The organism is Lewinella sp. W8, from assembly GCF_004375085.3.
Classification (GTDB): domain Bacteria; phylum Bacteroidota; class Bacteroidia; order Chitinophagales; family Saprospiraceae; genus Neolewinella.
On sequence record NZ_SNAQ03000008.1, the window covers coordinates 160,088 to 179,255 of the forward strand.

The 19,168-nt window shown below is 56.1% G+C and carries 14 protein-coding genes; 4 read left to right on the plus strand and 10 right to left on the minus strand.

Going from position 1 to position 19,168, the window contains the following annotated elements:
* Window positions 1-68 precede the first annotated feature (68 nt).
* The 4 genes from E1J53_RS11015 to recQ all read right to left on the minus strand — a co-directional run bounded on the left by E1J53_RS11015 (window position 69) and on the right by recQ (window position 7,062).
* On the minus strand, window positions 69-3,128 hold the full coding sequence (locus E1J53_RS11015) for an AAA family ATPase (RefSeq protein WP_134270570.1): 3,060 nt from the start codon (window positions 3,126-3,128) through the stop codon (window positions 69-71).
* Window positions 3,125-4,384, minus strand: a complete 1,260-nt coding sequence (locus E1J53_RS11020) for an exonuclease SbcCD subunit D C-terminal domain-containing protein (protein ID WP_134270571.1) — start codon at window positions 4,382-4,384, stop codon at window positions 3,125-3,127. Before E1J53_RS11020 ends, E1J53_RS11015 begins: the two co-directional genes overlap by 4 nt.
* 90 nt (window positions 4,385-4,474) lie before the next feature.
* On the minus strand, window positions 4,475-4,912 hold the full coding sequence (locus E1J53_RS11025) for a gamma-glutamylcyclotransferase (RefSeq protein WP_134270572.1): 438 nt from the start codon (window positions 4,910-4,912) through the stop codon (window positions 4,475-4,477).
* Window positions 4,909-7,062 (minus strand): DNA helicase RecQ, encoded by a 2,154-nt coding sequence (gene recQ, locus E1J53_RS11030; RefSeq protein ID WP_134270573.1) that lies wholly within the window; start codon window positions 7,060-7,062, stop codon window positions 4,909-4,911. Before recQ ends, E1J53_RS11025 begins: the two co-directional genes overlap by 4 nt.
* A 214-nt stretch (window positions 7,063-7,276) precedes the next feature.
* Between recQ and E1J53_RS11035 the strand changes: the two genes are divergently transcribed.
* Window positions 7,277-7,687, plus strand: a complete 411-nt coding sequence (locus E1J53_RS11035; RefSeq protein ID WP_134270574.1) for a hypothetical protein — start codon at window positions 7,277-7,279, stop codon at window positions 7,685-7,687.
* Between the two features lie 1,079 nt (window positions 7,688-8,766).
* The gene (locus E1J53_RS11040; protein ID WP_134270575.1) at window positions 8,767-10,038 is read left to right on the plus strand and encodes a carboxypeptidase-like regulatory domain-containing protein; all 1,272 of its coding nucleotides are present in this window, start codon (window positions 8,767-8,769) and stop codon (window positions 10,036-10,038) included.
* Between the two features lie 299 nt (window positions 10,039-10,337).
* Here E1J53_RS11040 and hemC read toward each other — a convergent pair whose 3' ends face one another.
* The 6 genes from hemC to E1J53_RS11070 form a co-directional block, all read right to left on the minus strand.
* Window positions 10,338-11,225 carry a hydroxymethylbilane synthase gene (hemC, locus tag E1J53_RS11045; protein WP_134270576.1) on the minus strand — a complete coding sequence of 296 codons (888 nt, stop codon included), beginning with the start codon at window positions 11,223-11,225 and terminating at the stop codon, window positions 10,338-10,340.
* 157 nt (window positions 11,226-11,382) lie between these two features.
* The gene (locus tag E1J53_RS11050) at window positions 11,383-11,862 is read right to left on the minus strand and encodes a four helix bundle protein (protein WP_134270577.1); all 480 of its coding nucleotides are present in this window, start codon (window positions 11,860-11,862) and stop codon (window positions 11,383-11,385) included.
* A gap of 46 nt (window positions 11,863-11,908) precedes the next feature.
* On the minus strand, window positions 11,909-13,342 hold the full coding sequence (gene asnS / locus E1J53_RS11055) for an asparagine--tRNA ligase (protein ID WP_134270578.1): 1,434 nt from the start codon (window positions 13,340-13,342) through the stop codon (window positions 11,909-11,911).
* A 319-nt stretch (window positions 13,343-13,661) separates the two neighbouring features.
* The gene (locus E1J53_RS11060; protein ID WP_134270579.1) at window positions 13,662-14,843 is read right to left on the minus strand and encodes an SPFH domain-containing protein; all 1,182 of its coding nucleotides are present in this window, start codon (window positions 14,841-14,843) and stop codon (window positions 13,662-13,664) included.
* 410 nt (window positions 14,844-15,253) lie between these two features.
* On the minus strand, window positions 15,254-16,003 hold the full coding sequence (locus E1J53_RS11065; protein ID WP_134270580.1) for a class I SAM-dependent methyltransferase: 750 nt from the start codon (window positions 16,001-16,003) through the stop codon (window positions 15,254-15,256).
* A gap of 129 nt (window positions 16,004-16,132) precedes the next feature.
* On the minus strand, window positions 16,133-17,107 hold the full coding sequence (locus E1J53_RS11070; protein ID WP_134270581.1) for an alpha/beta fold hydrolase: 975 nt from the start codon (window positions 17,105-17,107) through the stop codon (window positions 16,133-16,135).
* Window positions 17,108-17,324: 217 nt separating this feature from the next.
* On the opposite strand from E1J53_RS11070, the gene E1J53_RS11075 reads away from it, so the two are divergent.
* The gene (locus E1J53_RS11075; RefSeq protein WP_134270582.1) at window positions 17,325-18,425 is read left to right on the plus strand and encodes a sensor histidine kinase; all 1,101 of its coding nucleotides are present in this window, start codon (window positions 17,325-17,327) and stop codon (window positions 18,423-18,425) included.
* Complete coding sequence (locus E1J53_RS11080) at window positions 18,422-19,108, plus strand: LytTR family DNA-binding domain-containing protein (protein ID WP_134270583.1); 687 nt, start codon at window positions 18,422-18,424, stop codon at window positions 19,106-19,108. Before E1J53_RS11075 ends, E1J53_RS11080 begins: the two co-directional genes overlap by 4 nt.
* Window positions 19,109-19,168: the final 60 nt, after the last annotated feature.

Here is a 19,168-nt window from a genome sequence, read left to right on the forward strand (position 1 = left end):
CAAAAGACTAACAGACTAAAATTCTAACAGACTAACAGACTAAAATCCTAACGAACCAGCGAACCACCTCACCCCACCACCTCGATCGTACTGAACCCATTCCCCACAGGTTCCAGGCGAATCTGACACGTCACCCGCTCCCGTAATTCCTTCACGTGACTGATGAGGCCTACCGTTTTCCCCCGCGCCCGGAGTTGCTCCAGTGTAGTCATGGCCTGATCCAGTATTTTTTCGTCCAGGGTCCCGAAGCCCTCGTCAATGAACAGGGACTGAATGAGCTGCTTCCCCGCCGCCAGATCGGAAAGCCCCAGCGCCAGAGCCAGGGAGACGATAAAGGTCTCTCCGCCACTGAGGGTAGACATCGGCCGGGTATTGTCGTTCTGAAAGGTATCGATGATTTCCAGTTCCAGTTGCTCCTTCTCCAGTTTTTCGGCGGGACGGTGCCGCATCCGGTAGCGACCACTGATGTTGCCCAGGTGAAGATTACCCGCTTCCACGAGTCGCTGGAGGGTGAGGGTCTGCGCAAAGCGTCGGAATTTAGTTCCGTCCTTCTGCCCGATCAGCTCGTGCAACCGCGACCATTTCTCGCGCTCCTGTCGCAGCGCTTCCAGCTTTCCGGCCATGGCTTCGCGGGCTTTCCGCTTGTCGTTGTCGAGCTCCACTTCCTTATTCAGCGCACCCACTTCCTGATCCAGCGCCGAAATCTGTTGGTCGAGTTGATGGGCCTCCGTGCGCAGTTCGGCCAGCGGCGCCAATTCCTCCACAACAGCCCGTTGCGACTGCAGTTCCTTTTCCATTTTCTCCTTGCCCCCCTCAGCCGACCGTAACCGTTGTTCCAGTTCCGTCAGTTCTTGCCGTAGCCCGTCTTCCGCATCGGAGGGTAACAGGGTGGCTTTCGCTCGTTCCAGGTCGGTCACTTCCAGTGCCCCTAGTGTTGCGTCCAGGCTGGCTTTACGGGACAGGATGGTCTCCCCGAGTTCGGTGAGCTGCCGCCGGGTGGCGGCGATTGCCGCTTCGTCCCGCTGGTATTTCTCCCGGGCAATGTCCCGCTGTTCCCGGCCTGCTTCCTGGGCGGAGGATATTTTTTTCTCCCGGTCTGCCAGCATCTGCCGGCATTCGGCCACGGTGCGCTTTCCAATGATGTCCTCCAGTTGACCGCGCAGTTCCCGCAGCTGACCGTCCAGTTTCTCCGTACTTTCCTTTAACCGACGCAGGGTTACAGCGGCCTCTTCCCGCTGGCTGGCCAGCTGTTTGCGGGCCGTCTCTTTTTCGCTCAGGGTGGTCAACTGTCCGCGGATCATGCGTAGCCGGCGCAAGCGAGCTTGCTGCTTCGGAACCCGCTCCTCCAGGTCCCGCAATCGCGTAGCTAACTCATCCCGGTTCGGGGGGACTTCATCAAGGCGTTGTCGGGCGTCTCCCCGGCGGGCATCGGCCGCCGCAAAGGTGGTTTGGGCCGCCAGCGCCTGCTGTCGGTTTTCTTCCAGTTGAGCGAGCAGCTGCTTACGGGTCTCCGTTGCCGTACGGACATCCTCGGCAGCCTGCGCCAGCGCCCGATCATCCAGGGCCGGCAGGTCATGGGTATGGTGCTCCGTCGACCCGCACAGGGGGCAAGCTTCTCCCTCCCGCAGGTCCTTTCGGTGCTGTTCGAGGATCTGATTTTTCTCCAGAGTTTTCAGGATGTGCTGCCGGGTTTCCAGTTCCTTTTCGGCTACCGCAAGGCCCTCCTCGGTGGTGGCAGCCAGCGTATTGGCGGCCCGCAGCGCTGCCGCTGCCCGCTCACTAGCCGTCAGCGCATCCAGGAAGGCCATCCCTTCCCGCGCCAGCGTCAGTTGTTGCTCCTGCGCGGGCAGTTGTTCCTCTAGTTCGGTCAGCTCCTTGGCCAGTGATGGGGAAGCCTCCTCCCCCAGACTCGCCCGAATTTCCCTGACCTGACGATTAAGGAGATCATCGCGTGTGGCCAGATCCCGCAGTTGGCGCTCCAGGGCATCCGCTTGTTTCCGTTCGGCGTTCAGGGTTCCCTGCGCCTCGGCCATTTTGCGTTCCAGTTCCGTTGCCCGGGCGAGGGTAGCTTCCTTGGCGGGCTTCTCCCGGGAGAACTTTTCCCATTTGGCCGACAATTCCCCAAAGACCTCGTCAGCTTTTTGGGCCTCCACCTGGCTTACGGCCAGTTGCTTTTCTTCCTGCTCGCGGCGGGAAAGTAATTTTTGTTCCTCTTCTTTCGCCTGTTCCCATTCGCGCAGGGGTTGCCGCAGCGGCCGCAGGGCCGCACTTTCGGATAATTTTTTCCGGTCCGTAGCCCGCTGTTCCCACACCTTCTGGATGGCCGCAAAGGACTTTCGTTCCTCCTCCACGCGCTTGCCAAGTTGCTCCAGCTGAGCGTACTGACCAAGCGCAGCGGACAATTCTTTTTGGCGTGGACGCAGGTGCAACGTTTTTTCCCGGGCCAGGCTTAGCCGGTTCTCCAGCTCCTTTCTGGCGTCCTCCGGCAGGGGAACATTTCCTTCCACCCCCTTCTCCAGGTCCTCGTAGGCACTAACGGCCACCTTGTGCCGCTCAAAGGCGGCCTCACTAATGGCCGTGTACACCTCGGTGCCGGTAATTTTTTCCAGCACCTCCGACCGGTCCTTCACGTCCGAATTGAGAAAGCGGGCAAACTGTCCCTGGGTCAGCATCACGGAGCGTACGAAGCGATTGTAATCGAGACCAAGCAGTTCTTCGGTGCGGTCGTTTACTTCCTGGAGCTTATCCGCGGCCAGGGGTTCATACCGCTCCGCCCGGGCGTTCCACTGACTCAGCATCCGTTCGGCGGTCTGCAGATTCCCGTCGGGTTTGTTCCGGGCCCGCCGCCGTTCCCACCGGCTGAGGTACTGGCCAGAATCGGTCATGAACTCCACTTCCGCAAAGCAGGTACCCGCTCCGTGACTCATCACTTCGTTGCCGTAGCGGTCGCGCTCCGTTCTTCCGTACAGGGCCAGCGTAATGGCGTCCAGGATGGTCGTCTTCCCCGCTCCGGTGGGCCCCACGATGGCGTAAAGCCCGTTCGTTACCAGGGGCTCCTCTCGGAAGTCAATTTCCTGCACGCCGCGCAGGGAATTGAGGTTATGTATTCCGACCCTCAGCAGCTTCATTGTTCCGCCGATTTATCGTTCATCCAGTTGAGCAACTCCCGGAAGGAGGCCAACAGTTCGGGATAATCCTCCCGCTGCACCGGGGCGTTTCCCTGGCAGAGGGCGTAGAATACATCCTCCGGATCCAGCTCCTCCAGGTCGCGGGCCGGCAACATGGTACTGGACTCGTCCTCCTCCCGCCGGCGCTCGACACTAAGCCGCAAAATGTCCGCTCCCCGGGTGCCGTCCTCCCGCGTCAGCAGCTCCAGCAGGTCCTCCCGCAAAAAGGGAAGGGGGTGATCCGACAGGACCCGCACATCCAGCCAGGGCAGCAGGTGCTGATCCAGTCGCGGCTCCACGGCTAACTGCCCGAGCGCTTGCTTTACGGATGCCAACTCCCCACGCACCGTGGTCAGCTGCCGGTGCCGGGGCACCGGAATTTTGGTGATTTCGGGAGCGGTTCCACGTCCGGGCAAATCCACGAGAAGTACTTGTTGTAATCCCGCAGCTTCCCCGAAGGTCAGGGGAATGAGGCTTCCGCTGTACCGGATGTTATCCAGTCCCCCCACCCGCTGCGCCCGGTGAATGTGGCCGAGGGCCACGTAGTCGAAAATCTCCGGAAAGTCACGGGCCTCGATGTTCTGCTTGTCGGCCAGATAAATATGGCTGGCCTTATCGTCGGCGTCTACGCTCCCGGCGGCAAAGAGGTGGCCGGTGGCGATGATGGGGGCAGCGTCGTCCGCCGATGCCGCAGTGATGGCCTCCCCAATATTGCGGTAGTGCTCCCGGATGGCGGTCCGCACCCGCAGGATACGATCTTCCACCCCTTCTCCCGCAACGCTGTAGGAAAGGTCACGGTCCCGCAAATACGGAACGGCGGCCACCCAGAGTGCCGTCTCGGAAGTATCGTCCCTCGGAATCCGGACGAGCTGATCGGCCACCTGGGGCCGGGCACCGCCAATTACGTGGACGTCCAGATATTTCATCAATTCCGCCGGCGCATCCAGCAGGGAGGGGCTGTCGTGGTTACCCCCCACGATCACGGCCGCCCGGCAGTTGGTCCGACGCAGGCGGCCAAGGAAGTCGTAGTACATCCCCCGGGCCGTGTTCGACGGATTCATCGTATCGAAAACGTCTCCCGCCATGATGAGGACCTCCACGCCCTCCCGGTCAATGACCTCCAGCAACCAGTCGAATACCGCAGCGTGCTCCTCACTCCGGTCCCGATCGTATAGCCGGTGGCCGAGGTGCCAGTCTGAGGTGTGAAGGATACGCATACGTTTGAGTGCTGGTGGGGAAGTCGTGCGGCCGGTAAAGATTACCCTTCCGGACCTACGCTTGGGTGGGGAAACGTGTGGACTTCTCCCCTATTCGTCTCCGGTAAATTTCCGGTGCTCCGGGTTATTCTTGTAAAAGGGCGGATAATCTCCGTTAGGGATGACTTGCTTCCCCCTGCTGGAACCGACGTAGACGTAGGTGGTTGCGGAGAACTTGCCCCCACCGTTTACCCGAACGTCGACGCTTTCTTTCCGATATTCATCCTCCGGCGCCCCGGTTACGCTCTCGTAGGCGTCCAGCATACTCCAGCTTTCCTCCCTACGGTCTTCGTTGAAGCGGTAAAGTTCTCCCTTAACGGTCCCTCCGCCCGTCAGCAGGCCGGGGTAGCCGCCCAGGTCAATCAGGGTACCCGAAACGGTCGCCTTACCAATCAGGGTGGCGCGGCGGCGCAGGAATTTGCTCATGGAGGACGGAATATTGCTCATCAACGTTCCGTAGACGAACAGGAACTCATTGTTTTTGCTCATGAGGTGGCATTTTCGGCCTCCCGCTGTCGGTAGGCATTAACGAGATGGAGTTGACCGTAGTCCAGCGCATCGGTACCGTATTTGCCGGTGATGTATTCCAGGACGTCTTTGGCTCCGGGGGACTCCGGTAGGTTCTGCACCGCTTCCTCCACCCAGCCGGGCGCCTCGGCCCGAAAAAGGGTCGTCAGATCGAAATCTGCTCCCTCCAGGTAGCACTTGGCCAGATGACCCCGTACGGTGTTTTCGGAAAGACGCCGCTGTTCGGCAATTTGTTGCACAGTGGCCCCTCCTTGAAACGCCTGGAGGCTGGCTTCGTGGGAAGGCGTATCGCCCCGCGATGCCTTGTCTTCGCGCCGGACGTGCTTGCGGATCACGGTCATGAAGGCATCCCCGAAGCGGTGGAGTTTCCGTTCCCCCACCCCGCTGATGCGGGCCATTTCGGCGTCGGTGATCGGTTTTTCGGCGACCATCTCCTGCAGGGTGGCGTCGTTGAACACCAGGTAGGGAGGAATACCAAATTGCTGGGCAAGCTCCCGGCGGACGGCGCGTAGCTCTTCAAACAGTCCTACTTTTTCCTTACGGACGGAGGCCCGCTGGGCGGTCTTCTTATCTTCCTGCTCGCGGCGCTCTTTGATGGTGGTCATCTTGACCAGTTCCACGGTTTCGCCCTCGAACAAAACCCGGCGCGCCGCGGGAGCTAACTTGACTTTATTGAAGTCTTCGTGGGCAACGTACAGATAGCCAAGACTGATGAGTTGACTGAAGTACTGGTTCCAGTCAAAGGCACTGATGTCACGACCCGCGCCGTAGGTTTTGATCTGGTCGTACCTCCGGTTGCGAATCTCGGCGCGGGCCGAGCCCCGGAGGACGTCGATGGCCATACCCACCCCGACGCTTTCGCGCAGGCGGGCCACGGCACTGAGGGCCTTCTGGGCCAGTACCGTTCCGTCGAAGCGCTCCGGCGGATTCTCACAGATGTCGCAGTTTCCGCAATCTTCTCCGTGATCCTCGCTGAAGTAGTTCAACAGGATCCTCCGGCGACAGGCCAGGCTGTCGGCATATTCCTTCATCCGGTCCAGCTTGGCCAGTTGAATGTCGGCATTTCCGTTACTCCCGATCATGTCCTTCAGGGTCATGTAGTCATTGTAGGAGTAAAACAGGAGGGTATCCGCCTCGGCGCCGTCCCGGCCGGCCCGGCCAATTTCCTGGTAGTAGTTCTCCAGGTTTTTCGGCATACTGTAGTGGATCACCCAGCGGACGTTGCTCTTATCAATTCCCATCCCGAAGGCGATGGTGGCGCAAACGATCTGGTTCTTATCGTTGATAAAGTCCGACTGTACCCGGGCGCGTTCGGCGGCCGGTAGTCCGGCGTGGTAGGCCTCGGCCTGGTAGCCCGCTTCGCGGAGTTTTCCCGCCAGCGCCTCGGTTTGTTTCCGGCTCAGGCAGTAGATGATTCCGGCCTCGAAGGGGCGGTCCCGGAGGAAATTAATGATCTGCTCCCGGCGCTTACGCCCTGGCCGTACGGCCAGACTCAGGTTGGGGCGATTAAACGAAGCGATGAATTGTTGCGCCTCGGCGATGCCGAGCTGCTCGGCCATGTCGCGGCGGGTCAGGCGGTCCGCCGTGGCGGTCAGGGCAAGAATGGGTACATCCGGGAAAGCCTCCTTCAGTCGCTTAAGCTGGGTGTATTCCGGACGAAAATCGTGGCCCCAGGCAGAAATACAGTGGGCTTCGTCGATGGCGAAGAGGCAGATATTCCGTCGCTTCAGAAAGGTGAAAAACCCGGGAGACAGCAATTTTTCCGGACTGACGTAGAGCAGATGCAGCTCGCCGTCTTCGTAGGCGGTCTCCACCCCGTGGCTCTCCGAACCGCTCTGGGTGGAGTTCAGGAAGGCCGCCCGAATGCCCACGGCATTCAGTCCGTCGACCTGATCCTTCATCAGGGAAATGAGGGGGCTGACGACCACGGCCGTTCCGGGCATCGTGACGGCGGGAATTTGAAAGCACATGGATTTGCCGCCTCCGGTTGGCATCAAGACGATACCGTCCTTCCCCGCGTAGACGCTTTCAATGATGGAAAGCTGTTGGGGACGAAAATCATCGTAGCCAAAGTATTTCTTCAGGGCGGCCCTGGCCTGTTCTGGTGTCATAATTATCCTGCATGTCAGCGGTGCCCCGGCAAATATTGTGAATTATTGAATTAAAAACAAATTTGTTTGAAATAAAGAAAAATGGCACGAAAGCTTACGGAATCGAACCACTTCGTGGGGAAGTTCCGGATATAATAAGACAAGGCGCACAAATGACGACAAATCCGCCCGATTTTTTTGAGCCCCCCAAGAATCCTTCCTATTTTTGAGTAAGATGTCAGACCGTAGATGGAAACGCCAGATTGCCCGCCTTGAAAAAGCCGGCAATGACGATTTTCTCCTCATTTTAACGGGGGGAGCCGGGGCGTTTGCTACGCACGAACTCCACCACCTCCTCCGCCGGTTACGGCTGCAGAGCGCCAAGATCAAGCAGGTGAAGGACGCCATGTTTAAGGTCGGGCTTTCCATTCCCTTTCTGCTCTTTTCCGCCAGCGCCGCGGCCCTGGCCAGTCTACACTGGCTCGTTGGTGTTTGCCTCCTGGCGATCCCGCTGGCCCTCGTCGGCCTGGTACTGGCCGATCGCTACATCAGCAGCAATTTCTCCTGTCACGAACGAGCCAAGCGACTCCGGTTCATCATTAATCAGGAGCTGGAACGCCGCCGTAAGGGAGTCTACGATAATTAGCTCAATAGAGATTTGGATTCGTTTCTATTCCTACCGCAGACGTAATTGCGACCCCGATAGTTTTCGGGATGCAATTGCCCGGGTGGCAGGATGGAGGCTTTAGGAGTCAGGCATGAGGGGACCTGGCGCTCGGCCGCCCAGGCGCGCGATACGAGTTCCTTCTTTGCCGAGGGCGCAAGCGCAGGTGCAATGAAACCCTCGTGCTAAGTCCGGGATGCGGGGTTGGGCACGGAGGCAAAAAGAGGGCCAGGTAGGTCGTGAAAAGGTTGTAAAGCCGGGATCGTCAGCCAGAGTGATGGCGGGACAATGACCAAGGCCACGAAGGTGGAGATGGCAGCAGCAACTGGTCGTCGGACAAATTTCCCCGGCCTTGCCGGGCCTTTTGTCCGACGAATTAGGGTAGGAATAATCATTCCTTTAAGGACTAGCCTGAATACCTTCCCGATGGACGGTTCCAATCATCCACTCCTTAGCCTTAGGCTTAACCTTTTTGGCCGCCCTTACGACCAGCTTGCGGAGCAAGCCTTTTCCGGTCACCACTTTTAAGCCTTAGCTTTCAATCCCGCTCGTGTTTCGGCTGGCGACCTGATGCTTCCATTCAATCCTTCCGTCCTTCAGTCATTCAATCCTTTACTTATAATGGCTCGGCGTGGAACGCCTCGACCGGTTTGGGGTGCGCTCGCCCGGGACCTTGAAGCATGCAACAAGCGCAGCGGGTAGCTCCCTTGAGGTGCCCACCGGCTTTAGTTTTCCCATGACGAAGGCTTTCTAGATCCCGTAACATCAGGCGGAGCCGGGAACTCCCTCATGGGCTGAAAAGTGAAAAGCATATGCCGCTGCCTAAAGCAAGCCTTTTCCGGTCACCACTTTTAAGCCTTAGCTTTCAATCCCGCTCGTGTTTCGGTTGGCGACCTAATGCTTACACTCAATCCTTCCGTCCTTCAGTCATTCAATCCTTTACTTATTGCACCTGCCCTCCGGGCCCAAAGGGCAACCCACCAAGGCAGATTACCCCCCTGGGCCTAAACTATTTTCGCGAAACTACAGTTGTAGTTTAACCTCACCCTATCTACTGCTCCATGCGTCTAAGCCTACTGCTGCTATTTCTGCCCTCCATCCTGCTCGCCCAATATGAATTGACGGGGACCGTACTGGAGGCCAATACCGGAAATCCCCTCCCCTACGTCAACGTATTCCTGGAAGGGGATCAATCCGTTGGGGTACTGACGAATGAGCGCGGAGAATACCGACTTAGCTTAACGGAGGCCCAGTTGCAGGATAGGGTCGTCTTCAGCTTGCTCAGTTTCCAAACGCATCGCGAACCGCTCTGGCGACTGGATACCACGGCCCTGTTTTTCAACCTCAGCATGGAAACCGCCTTCGTGGAGCTGGAGGAGGTCATCGTGATTTCAGATATCGGCCTCCGGAAAATCGTACAACGGGCCATTGACGCCATCCCGGATAACTACGCCCGGGAGGGGCACCTCATCAAAGGCTACCTGCGGCGCTACGACATCGATAATGATACTTTCAGTTACTACACCGAAGCGCTGGTCAATATCCGGGAACGGTCGCGGAAAAAGAACTTCGACCCATGGGAGCCGATAACGGCCAGGATCGAGCAATTCCGTAGTCAGGCCACCGACATCGAAAGCCTGCGCACTAACAATCCCGCGATGAACTTGCAGGCCGGTCTCCTCGCGGGTTATTTGGGTTCGCTCAATTTTGGCCGCAGTGGTGAATTTGGAGGAATTTTGCTGCGCCTGGCCAGCGACAAGCAATTCACCAAAATCATGAACTTCAGTAACCGAGGGGAGTACCTGAATGGACCGGACACCCTCATCCGGATCGCCTACCGTCTGGATACCAGCATGATAGATCATAACCGATCGTTCACCAGTGGCTCCATTGACGCCTGGTTCAGCGGCGAATTCTTGATCAACAAGGCGGATAACGCCTTCATTCAGTACGCCCGGGGCAACGAGGAGGCCACAAGTTTCGGCGAAGTGGTGTACTTCAAACACGCCGGAAAGTATTACCCAAAAAGACTCAGCTATTCTCTCAGGGTTAACTACAAGAATAATACCCGTACCCATTTCCGGCACAACGATCTCTTCCTCCTTGAACTGTATACAGATTCCGGAGAGATACGGAAAAACTATCGGGGGGTAACCATGAATATGCGCGACCCTTTGGAGGCAATCAAGGTGAAATACGACCTTGACTTCTGGGCAAGAAGTAAATATCTGGTACAGCTCTCCGCTCCGGAGGAAATGCGCTATCAACTGGAAAGGATGCAGCAGTTTTTGGAAGACCCGAAGGGTAAACTTCGGCGGGATTCGACGAAGTAAAAGGATTGAATGATGGAAGGACGGAAGGATTGAAGGAATTGAGCAAAATGCAATCCTTCCATCCTCCCGCTACGGAGCGCTAAAGTCTCGGGGGAATGCAGCGGAGCTAAGGTTAATAAACCGGAGACCGTCCTGGACCTTAATGGTAACGTCGTTCACTACTCGCACTGGAAGTGCTCGACCGGGGAATCCTACAATCCATCACCACTCGCACTGAGGTGCTCGACCGGGAAATCCTTCAATCCATCATCGCTCGCACTGGAAGTGCTCGACCGGGGAATCCTACAATCCATGTGGCCTTACCCGCGTAACGCCTGCACCACCGATTCGGCTAGCCCGGCCCGGGTGCTCTGGCTGCGCTGAATGCGCTTCAGGGGAGCGTCGGCGGTTTCGGCGAAGGCCGCCCATACGTGGTAGTTGCCCAGTTGGTCCTTCTCGCAGTAGACACCCAGGGGCATGGAGCACCCACCTTCCATCATGGACAGCACCTGCCGTTCCACGTTGGTACACTCCCCTACCGTGACATTGTGCAGGCGGGCAAGTTTTTTGCGGAGGTCCATATCCTCCTTGCGGGTTTGTACGGCCATAACGCCCTGGCCCGGGGCCGGCACGAATTCCCGGGGATTAGGCCGAATAACGACCATATCCGACAGGTCCAGTTCCAGGCGCTCCAGTCCGGCGGCGGCCAGCAGTACGGCATCCACTTCTCCGGTGCGGGCCTTCTCGAGTCGGGTGGGAACGTTACCGCGGATGTCCACAGGGACCAGGCCAGGGTGCAGGTTCTTCAGCTGCGCCTTCCGGCGGTTGCTGCTCGTGCCTACGGTCGCGCCGTCGGCCAGTTTGAACACCATACCCTCAACGGCCTTGTCGGGGTGAATAATGAGCACGTCGTTCACCGTGGCGCGGTAACTCAGTGCCGCGAGGGTGAGTCCTTCCGGTTGCTCGGTGGGTAAGTCCTTCAGGCTGTGAACGGCCAGGTCAATTTCTGAGGCCAGCAGGTGGTCTTCAATCTCCTTGGTGAAGAAGCCCTTTCCTTCCAGCTTGTCAAAGGTCAGGTGCTGGATCTTGTCCCCCTGGGTTTTGATAACCTTAATCTCACTCTCCAGACCAATTTCCTGAAGTTGGTCCTGAATGAAGTGCGCCTGCCAGAGGGCTAAGCGAGAACCGCGGGTGCCGATGGTGATCATGGGAGTGGATTAAGGATTGAGGGAATGAATGATTGAAGGAATGAATAAATAACTGGAGGAATGAAGAAGTGGGGAATGAAATGCTTTGGAGGGCGGTTCGGTTGGCTGCCGATTAAGAATAATATCCACCCTAATCGATATGGCGAAGTAATTACAGTTAAGCGATATTCTTTCTTGCCCTTGCCACAATTTTCAGTAGTTGTAACCATTCGCCCTGAAGATCAGATACCAATTCGCCGTCAATCTTGATGATTGACTCACTGAGGACTTCTAGCCAGTAAAGCGTTTCGTCAGTTTCTTCTACCACGATGCTCATTTTGGCAAAGAATTCTTTTTTTGATCTAGCCCGGCAAGCAGCTCGGTAGTTCGCAGCAGCGGAATTAGCGGACTTTAAGATTTGGAAACGGCAAACACTTAACGCAGGAGAACTGGGGGTTGACTCCATCAAATTGATCACAGCAATAGCGGCACCCTTGAAGCGACGCTGCATTTGTGCTACCCACTGCTGCTTGTCACTTATTGAATAATCATTACCAGGTGAGTCATTCACCACGGATTCCGAAAAAATGAATTGGTCGTAGATGAATTCCAATGAAATATCTTCCCCTTTTCCATAATCATTTTCCCCTTCTTCCATTGCCCAAATTCAATCATTCAGTCCTTCAATCATTCATTCTTTTCTCCTAGAAATCCGCCAAACGGGGCGCCCGGGGAAAGGGAATGACGTCGCGGATGTTGCCCATTCCGGTGATGAACTGCACCATGCGCTCGAATCCGAGTCCGAACCCGGCGTGGGGTGCCCCGCCGAAGGTGCGGAGCTGCAGGTACCAGGCCAGCTCTTCTTCGTGGACGCCCATTTCCTGCATCCGCTGGCGGAGAACGTCTTCCCGTTCTTCCCGCTGGCTTCCACCGATCACCTCCCCGATGTAGGGGAAGAGCACGTCCATGGCCGCCACGGTCTTGTCGTCGTCGTTGAGGCGCATGTAGAAAGCCTTGATGTCCTTGGGGTAGTCCCGGACGATGACGGGCTTCTTGAAGTGCTTCTCCACCAGCCAGCGTTCGTGCTCGGCCTGCAGGTCAACACCCCAGGAAACGGGGAATTCAAAACGTCCTTTTTTGTAGGGCTTGGAGCGCATGATCAGGTCAATGGCCTCCGTGTAGGTGATGCGGGCAAAGTCATCCTCTACCACGAAGCGGAGCATCTCCAGGAGTCCCATGGGCCGTCGCTTATCCTTAGGAAGATTCTTCTCCGCCTCCACGATGCGGGCATCAAGGTACTCCAGGTCGGAGAGGTAATTTTCCAGACAGTAAGTAATCAGGTACTTACAGAAGTCTTCCGCCAGGTCCATATCGTTGTCGATATCGGCAAAGGCAATTTCGGGTTCAATCATCCAGAACTCAGCCAGGTGGCGGCTGGTGTTGGAGTTTTCGGCGCGGAAGGTGGGGCCGAAGGTATACACTTTACCCAGGGCGAGGGCACCAATCTCGGCCTGTAACTGACCGGAAACGGTCAGGTGAGTTCCCTTCCCGAAGAAGTCCTGTCCGTAGTCCACCGCACCGGCCTCGTCGCGGGGCGCGCTGTCGGGTTCAAAGGTGGTCACCCGGAACATCTCGCCGGCGCCCTCCGCATCGTTACCCGTGATGATGGGCGTATGGAGGTAGTAGAATCCGCGGTCGTTGAAGTATTTGTTGATCGCAAAGGCTACGGCATGCCGCAGGCGGAAGACGGAACTAAAGGTGTTCGTCCGCATCCGAAACTGTCCGTTCTCGCGCAGGAACTCCATCGTCTGCCGTTTGGGCTGCAGGGGGTAGGTGCTCAGATCCGTTTTCCCCAGGATGGTGAGTTCTTTAGCAATAACCTCTACCGCCTGTCCGGCGCCCTGGCTCTCGACCAGTTCTCCGGTTACGCTGACGGCGGCGTGAAAGCCGATGCCGCGGATGGTTTCCTCGTCAAATTGTTCTCCGTCCACGACCACCTGCAGGGTTTCGGCCGAAGAGCCATCATTGAGCACCATAAAACGATTACCCCGCCAGGCCCGAACCCAGCCCATTACGGTGACAGTTTCCCCAATCGGTGGGGCTTTCAGGATAGTGGCAATCTCGGTGCGCAAAATCATGAGACAACAAATTTTTGAGGCGGCAAAGCTACTACGAATTGGGGGATTACACCGTAGTTCGGCGCGAGAATGAAGGTTAAGGAGAGTAATGTTTGGTACGGGGCAGAAAGTTCCGGGCCGATGTCCCTCCGGCGGAATGATTTTCACCACCCTAATTCGTCGGACAAGAGGCCCGGCAAAGCCGGGGGAATTTGTCCGACGACCGGCATCTCCTTAGCCTTAGCCTCCTCCTTATCCTTAGTCTCTCCAAAAGCAAAAAAGCGGGCGGCCAGCTTTGCTGTCCGCCCGCAACCAAATTCCCAAACCAAGTTTCAGGTGCTTATTGCTTCTTCATCGAAGCCATGACGTCCATCAGCATCTTCACGCCGAGGGCGTCCATGGGATTAGAGCCCTGTCCGTTACCACCGCCGATGACGATCTGCGGAACCTGGACCTTGGCCAGCTCTGCGGCCACCCCGATCCGGGTTTCCTTTTCAATCTGAGCGGCTTCCCGGGGAGACAGGCCGGCCTGGACCTTCAGGCGGGCCACTTCGGCGGAGGCCCGACCTTCGGCCAGCTCGCGCTGAGCCTTAAAGGTGGCCTGCTTGGCCTGCTCCTCGGCTACCGCCGTTTCGGCCTGGGCCCGGATTTCGGCCTCGATTTTGCGAGCCTCTTCCGTAGCCCGCACCTCGGCCACCTTCTGCCGTCCGCGCATCTCGGCCGTCAGGGCCTCCTGCTGGGCGGTGACCAGCTCCTGCTTGGCGATGGCCTCACGGGTCGACTGCTCCACCTTGGCCTTCAGCTTCTCGTTGACGACACTCTCGTAATCCACCAGCGTGATCGCCACGAAGTTGGGCTGAATGTCGTATTGCTGCACGTCGCTTTTGGCGAGCACGTAGCTGCCGTCGGCGTTTTTCCGCGGACTGTTCTCGTAGCTCCGAATCGTTTCACCGCTCGCGCTGTCGCGGCGAATGACCTGATTCTGATCGATGATGTACTGTCCGTTACGCAGCTGAAACTTGAAGGCTTCCGCCAACTCCGACTTACCGCCGGAGTAGTGGCGCTCACTGTCCATCAGCTGGAAGCTGTAGTTGGCACACTCCTTGGAGTAGTCCGCCAAACTGGCCGCCAGGCGGCTCTGCTCGCGGTAGTCCTTGTGGATCGCCAACATGCGCTCCTCATTATTGGGGAGCTTCCACTTTACGGAGTACCCCACCTGATTGGCGTAGGTTCCGTCGGAGAACTGGCAGCGAATCGGCTCGGAGAAATAGCTGATGTCCGCCTTGCGCTTTTCCGGGCGCTCGACCTGAACGGTAACCACGTCGGCGTAAGTAGTCTGCTTGCTGAAGAAGCCGGACCAGAACATGCCCGGTTCGAAACGGACAAACTCCTTGCCGGTGACGCCCTGAACGACGGTGCGATAGCCCTGATCGTTGACCGAAAAGGGATTGATCAGCAGCGCCAGGAGCAGTAAGACCAGGCCGCCGATCGAAAGAAAAAGGGTGCGTGTAGAAAGTTTCATGGTACAATTTGTTTGCCCCAAAAGTGCTCCCTACCAACACTTGCAACAAATTGTTAAGACCCCTCCTTGGTATTTCACGATCAATCCAAGGAGAGGATCGATGAGTGAATATTTGTTCAGTTAAGATTCAACGGGACACCGTTCTGAGTGCCGTATTCTTTGGTTCTTGCCGATTTTACGGGAGGGCGACGGGGCGCAGGTGCCTGGAATTCCTGAAAAAGCCAAATCCGATGAATAACCTACGGCCAATCGGAACGTACCCCTCGAAACCCGATGTGGGAAGCCCGGCGATTCTCGCGGGTCCGCAGTCCCTTGAACCTATCGGAGGTGCGTGCGTGGTTTTTGTGGAATTTCCAGCATCCTCCCCTTCCACCGAAGGCACTTTCACTTTGAGTGAGTCCAGGCCCACATTAGTTCTTCCTGGCCACATAAAACCCATAGCTGTAGTAATCCCGGTACTGCTCGTAAAATTCAATTTCCGCCCGGTGGTCCTCGACCACCTTTTGGGCTGCTTCACTTTGCTCATGCCTGGCCAGAAAGGCCGGAAAACCTGTCCGCAATGGACGGTAATATTGGTCCAGCCAGCTGTCGGGTGACAAATAGAAATAGCCTACCAGGGTGTAGCCGTTACTTTCCAGTTGCTTGATCTTCCGGGAAGCCGGGGAAATTTCCGGATACTCCCGGTTCCAGAAGGCTTCCACCTCGTCCGGCCGATGGTCGGTGATCCAGGTAATTTCACTCACCGCCAGGTAGCTTCCCGGTTTCAGGTAGGCTTTCCATTCCTGAATTCCCCGCTCAAACCCGACGTTATAAATCGCCCCTTCCGACCAAATGAGGTCAAATTGTTCTTCTTCAAAAGGTAATTCCTCCATGGAGGCTTGTAGGGGGTAAATGAAGTCCTTAAGTCCGGCAGCCGCCGCCCGCTCCCGCAATATTTCCAGAAATTCCGGGAAGAGGTCAACGGCGGTGATCCTGGCGTTCAGTTCCCGGGCCAGGGTCAGGGTTTGTCCGCCGGTACCGCAGCCCAGATCGGCTACCGCGATTTCTTTATCTGGTGGAAAGTCAAGAAAACTGAGTGCCCGGAGCGTGTCTCGTTGACTCCCCGGCCCCTGCCGTTCGGCCCGTTTGTGGAGGTCGATGATGAGGTCGAGTTCGGTCATGGTGAAAAGCTGCGTTATTCTTTAAGGCCATTGCGGAAGGCTGGAAGTTATCCGGGATCGCGCTTCGTACCTCCTTCGGGGAATGGCTAAAGGTAGCCCGTTATTTAAATGCCAGGAATTACCGCTCCCTTATCTGGCCGGATTCCCTCCAGCAAGTTTGATGATCTCTCCACAAATGACGTCGGCGTTTTCTCTGGTGGAATAGATGCTGTTGTGGTGCCCGTCAATCACGATGTGCCGTCCGTTACTCGACAACTCGGAAATCTCTCGTTGCAACTGTATCCATTCGGGGCGTACCGGAGTACCACTGTATTTTTTGCCGGCGGTAAATACCCGTAGTGGCAGGTCGCCGAAATTGGTGGTTTCCCGGGCCTGATCGTACACCGAAGTTTCCCACTGTATCTCGTTTCGGTAGCCGCGATAATATTTACCGTTCAGGGTGTAATCGTAGAAGCGGTCATTGACTTCGGCCGGAAAGTCTTCCACGTAGAGAATGGATCCGTTTAGCCGGTCAAATATGCCCAACACACCAATATCTGCCAGGAAGGCAGCGGTATTCAGCAGCAAGGAAGGGTCAGGCTGCTTGGGGAGTTGTAGCCTTTGTCTTTGATCGGGGTGACTGGAATCAATGAAGACCAGACCCGCTACTTCGTCGGGGTACTGCTGCGCAAAAACCCGAATGAAGAGTCCGCCGAAGGAGTGTCCGACCATAATGTAGGGGGGTGACTCCCCCGCCCTTTCCAGTAGCGTGTGCAATTCCCGGGCGATGTTCTTTGGATCGCGGGGTGTTCGGCTTAAATCACTGTAGGCGATTCCGGCCCGATCGTACCGGACGACGCGCAGGCTATCCTTGAGTCCTTCACTCAGCCAGTGATAATGCTCACTGGGTAAGGCCTGGCCGGTTTCGATTACCACGGTAGGTCTTTTACTTTTTTCTCCGGCAGGGTTGATGTGCAGTTTGAAACCACCGACATCCACCAGTTCCCCGGGCGGTTTTGGGGCCGGAGTACCAAGGCGGTAGAGCAATCCGGCAAGTAGCACCAGGGCCAACAACAGTGCGATGGCCCGGCTGCCCCACTTTACCATCTTCTTGAGGATTTTCATATTCAGGATGATTTATATTGATGATCAATGGAATCAAACCTATCGCCAACCGAAATCATCTCTAAATTCTTTTCACGAACGTACCCGCATCGCACCCAAACGGCGCACACTCCCCATGAAAGTCGTTTGAGGTAAAAACACCAGTGTTAGCGTGAAAAACCTATCGGTTGATCAAAAAGATTAGGCCTGCCTAACGGGCAGGCTTATTATTGTTGTCATGGACCGCTCCTTATTCACCAACTATCCCGCTATTGTCCTGGGGGGAGTAATTACTGCGGGGCTGGGTTTGTTATTTTATGCAGCAGATTGGATCATCCTGGCTCCGGGCTTGCTTTACGTAACCGGAAATGTCGTGAGTGTCATCCTTTCCTGGTTGATCATTGCGTGGTTGCTTCATTCCTTCTCCACGCCAAAGGTCGTTGCGGTATTCGCGCTACTCTACGTAGCCATGCTGGGAGAGATATACTTCAGGACTCCCAGCAATCCCGTTTCAGTACCTCTGATCATTTTATTTTGGCTCGGGGTCGCCTCCCTGATCCTACCGCAGTTTTTCAAGAAATATCGATTTGCCATTTTCCTAATATACGGTGGCTGTTTACTCTATTACCTGATCGTCAGAGTACGGCCCGACTTTCTGGAACACTATAATCAGGATTTTCTCAAGTTGATCATTGTTCCGATTCCGGTCTTTGCCTTGCTCTGGCTCTACGAGCAGTGGCGCTGGGTCAGGACACTTGAGGCGGACAAGGATAAGGCCGAACTGGCGCTCCTGAAAAGCCAGATCAATCCGCACTTTTTCTTTAACACCCTGAATAATCTCTATGGACTCGTAGTAGAGCAATCGGCCCAGGCCCCCGGCGTCATCCTCAAGTTATCGGATATGATGCGCTACACCATCTACGAGGGCAAGGAAGACGACGTACTGCTGACGGAAGAAATCTCTTATCTGGAAAGCTACATTGAACTGCACCGGATTCGGTATGAGAGGAAGGTAGACATTCAGTTCCACCATGAGGTAGCGAAGGATGTCCGGGTGGCCCCCTTACTCTTCATCATTTTACTCGAAAATGCCTTTAAGCACGGGGTAAATTCACTAAGCGGAGGAGCGTTCATCCACCTTCATCTGGTTGCGTCTGCTCAAAGTGTTCATTTCTCGATCAAAAACAACTACGCGCCTTCCGTCGCCCAGCCTGGGGGTGGCATCGGCATAGACAACCTTAGGAAAAGGCTGGCTTTCACGTACCCCAACCGGCATGACCTTCGCATCGAAAGGAAAGGTCAACTTCATACAGTCCAGCTTAAGCTACAATTAATATGACCTACTGCATCATTGACGACGAGCCGATTGCCCACCGGATCATTGAAGGGTACTGTAAAGACTTACCCCATCTGCGGAAGGTGGGCAACTGTTATGATGCTTTCCAGGCCATGCAAACCTTGAGTCAACAACCCGTTGATCTGATTTTCCTGGACATCAACATGCCAAAACTCACGGGCTTCGACCTACTAAAAAGTCTGCGGCAGCCGCCGCAGGTAATCGTAACCTCCGCCCATCGGGAGTTTGCCCTGGAAGGATACGAACTGGACGTTGCCGATTACCTCCTGAAGCCCTTCTCCTTCGAACGCTTTCTCCGGGCACTAGGCAAGGTAACGGACCACCAACCTGCCACTCCGCCGGCCGCCGCCGCTCCGAATACCAGCATTTTTCTCAAGGGGGATAAGAAAATTCATCAGGTCCTCACCGAAGATATCCTCTTCATTGAGGCCCTTGGTAGTTACACCAGAGTATTTACCGCCAATGGCCGGATCATCTGTCACGAAAAAATTTCTTCTCTGGAAGGAAGGCTAGCATCCTTTAAATTCCTGAGGGTGCATAAATCCTTTATGGTGGCGGTAAAGAAAATCAGGCAGATTGAAGGTAATCGTCTGTTGGTTGGGGATCATCAGGTGCCGGTTGGGCAGACCTACAGGCAACGGGTAAAGCAACTTATGGAGGGATGAATCATGGCCATTTTTCCCCGATTCGTGTGCCCGCAAGGCCGTCCTCTGGTAGCTTGCTCA